Raw genomic sequence first — 5,148 nt, forward strand, 5'->3', positions numbered from 1 at the left:
CGTCCGGTCCGGGAGCAACGGCTCGATCCGCGCCCACTGCGCGTCAGTTAACGGCACACCCGGACCAACGATCCGATGATCTAAACGAAACGGCCTAGGCTTCGTTGCCCGGGGGAAGACGACCCCTGATTCCCCAGCACCCGAGGACGATCCTGTGTATCGACGTGCTTTCCTGGCCGCGGCCACAGCCGCGGGAGCCACACTGACCGCGCCATCTGCCACGCAGCGCCGCCTTGGGTCGGCCGACGTGGACCGGCTGAACGCCAAACTCGCCGCGGTCGTCAGCATGGACAACGCCTACGGCGGAACCGTGGAGCTCCAGCACCATGCCGCAGCGCTCGCCGAGGAGACGGTGCGCCTGCAGAACACGCACACCGCATCCAGCCGGATCCGCTCGGAGCTGTACGGCGTCGCGGCCGCCTTCATCGCGAGCGCCATGTGGGCCGCGATCGACGGGCGGCGCCTGAAAGAGGCGGAGCCCTACCTCGAACGGGCCATCACCCTCGCGGGCCTCGCGAACAACCGCTACATCCTTTACCGAGCATGGGGTCACGCCGGGATCATGTACCGGCATCTCGGGCGCCCGGCCGACGCCATTGCCGCCGCCGAGGCCGCCCGGGGCATCTCCATCACCCGCAGCGACCCGTTTTATGCCTCCCTGGCATTCGCCCGCCTCGGCACGTTCCACGCCGACGCCGGGGATACCCGCGCGTCCCTGCGGGCGATCGGCCTCGCACAGGACTCCTACGACCGCGCCGACCAGGCCAAGAACCGCCCGCCGTGGATGGGCTTCTACGACCAGGCCGAACTGGACTCCCTCGCCACGTTCGCGAACCTGCGCCTTGGCCGGTGGGAGGCCGCCGAACGCCACGCCCACCGCTGCCTTGCTGGGCTGCGCCCCGACCTCGAACGCAACCGGGGACTGACTTACGCGAATCTCGCGCTCGCCCAGCTCGGGCAGGGCGACATCGAGCCGGCCGTCGAGTCGGCCCGCACCGTCGCCCCGGACATGGCGCGCCGCGGGCGTGTGGGCGGGCTCCTGGACAGCTTCACCAAACAACTCACCGCCGTTGCGCCGCACAACGAGGCCACCGCGGCGTGGCACGAGCACCGGAGGGCCGCATGAACGGGACCACCTACCGCCGTACCAGCGACGTCCGGTCAGTAGGCGACCTGATCGTCGACATCCACGTGGAAGTACGCACCGCGTTCGGCCTGATGGGCGACCCTTTCTACGCCCCGGACCGCTACCGCGAGCGGCTGGAAGGGTACGCGTCCCGGCCGGGCTGGGAAGCGGTCGTGGCCTACGAGGGCGACGAGCCCATCGGGTACATGTTCGCCGTCCCCCTGGGCGCCGACACCAAGTGGTGGTCCTCGGAGAAGGAGCCGCTCCCCGCCGAGTACACCGCCGAAGACGGCCGCCGCACGCTCGCGCTGAACGAGATCCTCGTACGGGAGCGGTGGCGGGGCGCCCACGGCAAGGGCGCAGCCCGCGACCTCCACGAGGCGCTGCTTGCCGAGCGCCAGGAGCAGCGGGTCACGCTGCTGGTCAATCCCCTGCGGTCCGACGGCCGGCTCAAGGCCGTGTACGAGTTGTGGGGCTACAAGCAGGTGGGGACTCAGCAGCCTTTCGCCGACTCCCCGGTGTTCGCGTCGATGATGCGCGATCCCCTGCGCTAGTGCCGCATCAGTCAAGGTTCGCCCTGTTCGTGGTGAGTGTGGCCATGTTTCTCCCTCTGGATTGTGTGGTCGTTGACCGCCGCTGTACGGGGCGGGAGAATCCGTCCGACGAAGGGGGGACGATGAATCTCATTGACGCCAAGGACCAGATCGAGCGCGAGCACCCCGAACTCACCGGCACCGAGAGAATCAAAGCGATCAAAGCGCTGAGGAGTCAGAGCGAGGCCGCCAAGAAGTACGGCACCGCACAGGCCGGGGAAACAGGCCAGTGGCCATCGTTCGCCGAATCCTGGGGAATCGTCGCCATCGTCATCATCGGCATGCGCGCCCTGGCCTGGGCCGTGTGGGGCGTCGCCTTCGACGCCCCACACTGGTCCGGCGTGTTCTTCGTTGTACAGCTGGTCTTCGGCGTCGCGCTGGTCTCCCGCGCCTACAAACGCCGGCGGGACGCCTCGCCTCCCAGGTGAAGGCTCGCCCGGCCAGAGCCAGCACAAGCCGGTCGACGGGGCGAACGTTGCCTGATGCGGCACTAGCCTGCGTCGTCCGCGCCTTCGGTGCGGGCCTGCTGCACGGCGGCATGCGCAGGGCCGTCGTGCAAATGGAAGTCAGCGTCAGTCCAGACAGTGCCGCGCGCATCGCAGGGGTCCTGCCGGCCCAGGTCATGCGGGAAGACCGGATCCTCGACGAAGCCCAAGCCATGGGCGACCCGAGACGGCTGTGCGACCTCTTCGAACTCAGCGTTGGAGGAACCCTGCGCTACACAGCCGCCCCTCAACCACCCTGACCTCGACAAAATCAGCATCCGCACCACGCGTGCCAAGCCCTGAGGACTTGTCTGCAGGCCTCTGCCATGCCACAGGCGAAGGCCCGCCGTCTCAGTCGCTCGGCCGGAGCACGACGGCGGGCCTCTCCCAGACGCGGAGATGTTCTGCACCTGCCTAAACGCCAACGCTACGCCATTTGCAGGCACCAGCGAACTGTTCAACGATGCTGCCACCAGAGGCGTTTAGTCCAGAACATGTGAACTTATCCATGCTCCCCAGGCCTTGGATGAATCGTGTGACCAGCCCCACACTGCGAGGTGTCATTCTCGCGGGGCTTTCCGCCGCAGTCCTTGGCCGGAGCACGGTGAAAGGCCCTTTCAGACATGGGAGTTCACGCCATGCGTCATTCACTGCGTCTGCCCACAGGCCGTTGCCGTCAGCCACTCTGTGGCGCGCTGGTTCCACGTTACGGCCAAGCGATCGTCCTGGTGGTCATCCTCCTGTTGACGGTCACAGTGTGTGTCGCCGCGCCGACCCCTGCAGTTGCGGCCAGCACCGCAGCCCTTGTCCAAGCGGGAGCCGCCTTGTGGATGGCTCTGCGTCGCCCCAGCGCCTCGACAGCCGAGAGCTGATGCCAACGTCAGCATCGCCGGCTCCCCGCCCAGAGGGCGGGGAGCCGGCGTACGGAATTCAGAACATCGTGCAGTGTGTGGAGCGCGCCCAGGCTGGCGATGGTGTGGCTTTCGCTCAGCTCTACACCGCCTACAGCGACACGGTGTACCGGTACGTCTACTACCGGGTCGGGGGTAAGCCAACCGCTGAGGACTTGACCAGCGAAGTGTTCGCTCGCGCGTTCCAGCGCTTGGATACGTTCACCTGGCGAGGGCGGGACTTCGGGGCGTGGCTGGTCACCATCGCCCGCAATCTTGTGGCCGACCACTTCGCCTCAGCGCGCGTCAGGCTGGAGGTGACGACCGGCGAGCTCTTGGACAGCAACGAGGTCGAGCGGAGCTCCGAAGATATGGCTGTCGAAGGCCTTCGTAACCGCGGACTGGTCGAAGCGCTCAGCAGGCTTCCCCGCCGAATGCGGCAGGTCACGTGGCTGTGGACACTCGGCGTGCCGACGGCCCACATCGCGCAGCAGCTGGGAATCAGCCCCAGCACGGTCCGGGTCCACCTCTTCCAGGCGCGTCAGCGCCTTGCTGCTGACCCTCTCGTGGTCCTGATCGCCAGCCCCGCAAGATCCTGACCACGCTACCCCCTTCAACTTTCCTGCCCTGTGGCCCGGATGCTTGCCTCGCCTCATCAGTTCCACGGAACTCAGGGACATGACATGCCGATCCCCTATCGTTGCCCCTTCAGTTCGCCGTCGAAGTCCCCTCAGAATTGGCGAAACTCACGGGACATCGCCATGCGCGCCAGGAGCAGCCACAGACGGTCAGCCCGCCCTGGCTCCCACGCTGGCAGCAACACCCCCGACCCAGGGTCCAACTGGCCCCGCCACTGCGCGACACGATCGCACAGCGACGTCTGCCACCCATCCCAGTCGGCCCCTGGCAGATCGCTGACCACCGTCAGCGGCAACGGGCACCCCACCGAATCCAAGCGGCGCGTCAGCGCCGACACCTGCGCCTGCGTCCAGGCCAGTACTCGCAACCCTCCCAGCGCACTTTCCAGCACCTTCACCCCTGCGTCAGGAGGGCACGCTCCCTCCGGTACCTCACGGCTCCTGGTGCTGGCCAGCCGCACCATCACGTCCACCAACTTTGCACCCCGCCGGTCCACTGCCGTGACGTGAGCCGCAGCGGCAGGACGCCCTCGCCCCGATGCCGTCCGGCCGCCTTCCAGCATCTCCACCCACACCACCGCAAGCCGGGAATCCTCCAGCACACCCCGCGCCCACTGGGCCAACACCCCACGCCGTTCTCTCAACGACATCTGGAACGCTGCCACGTCACGCATCCGCTGGCACATCGGGCACAGCCTGTCCCCGTCACGGCCGACGAGAGGCCTATCGCTGAGAGCGCCACACTCGCCGCATACGTGGGCCGCACCGGTGCGGCGACAAGCCGCAGCCTCCAACTGCCGCGCGGATGCAGCAGTCGGCCGAGTGGCCTCCACTCGGTACAGGTCCACCACTGAGCGACGTCCGCGGCGATAGGTCCGCACACGACCACTCGCCATTCCCGCAGGCTCCCGGGGGAGATCAGCTGCCAGCAGCTGAGTCTTCGATGCCATGGACCATGGCACCTGCCCCCAGTCCTCGTACAAGACGGTCATCAGCAACCTCCCAATCCCTCACAGCACGTGATGAACCAGCAGACTTGAAGATAGCCCTCAAGTATAGGATCCAGCAATCGCGAAATAGCCAGTGAGCAGCACTTTTCAAGTTTGCAAACTAAGTTTCCAGCCCATGTTGGAGCAGCCCCCACGCCAGTCCAGCCCGCAGAAAGTCGCCCACAGTAACAACCCGATCCGCCCATAGCTCGTACTCCGCCAACGCTTCCGCCGCCCCCGAATCCCGCCCCGCCCGGGTGATCACTACCCCCGGATTCCGATCGCGCCAATCCCGCAGCACAGAGATCGCCTCGGCCGACACGGACCAACACCCCGCTCGAACGAGCTGGGCCACTCCGGCAGGAAGCCGGAACGACACAGCCTCTGGATACCCCCCGTCCCGAGCCCCCGGCCAACGACCCATACC

General features: G+C 67.0%; 4 protein-coding genes. All 4 read left to right on the top strand.

What is annotated here, in order from left to right; translation table 11 throughout:
• The first annotated feature begins 154 nt into the window (after positions 1-154).
• The 4 genes from IO36_RS35870 (at position 155) to IO36_RS45340 (ending at position 3,693) form a co-directional block, all read left to right on the top strand.
• A complete protein-coding gene (locus IO36_RS35870) occupies positions 155-1,126 on the top strand; it encodes an NsdA family TPR-like regulatory protein (RefSeq protein WP_063764938.1) in 972 nt (323 codons plus the stop codon).
• Entirely contained in the window at positions 1,123-1,680 is a 558-nt protein-coding gene (locus tag IO36_RS35875; RefSeq protein WP_037626501.1) for a GNAT family N-acetyltransferase, read from the top strand. Before IO36_RS35870 ends, IO36_RS35875 begins: the two co-directional genes overlap by 4 nt.
• A gap of 122 nt (positions 1,681-1,802) precedes the next feature.
• On the top strand, positions 1,803-2,147 hold the full coding sequence (locus IO36_RS35880; protein ID WP_037626502.1) for a hypothetical protein: 345 nt from the start codon (positions 1,803-1,805) through the stop codon (positions 2,145-2,147).
• Positions 2,148-3,153: 1,006 nt separating this feature from the next.
• Positions 3,154-3,693, top strand: coding sequence for a sigma-70 family RNA polymerase sigma factor (locus IO36_RS45340; protein WP_209441321.1), 540 nt, complete (start codon positions 3,154-3,156; stop codon positions 3,691-3,693).
• Positions 3,694-5,148 lie beyond the last annotated feature (1,455 nt).

It is taken from the genome of Streptomyces aureus (assembly GCF_000725495.1).
Taxonomy (GTDB): Bacteria; Actinomycetota; Actinomycetes; order Streptomycetales; family Streptomycetaceae; genus Streptomyces; species Streptomyces aureus_B.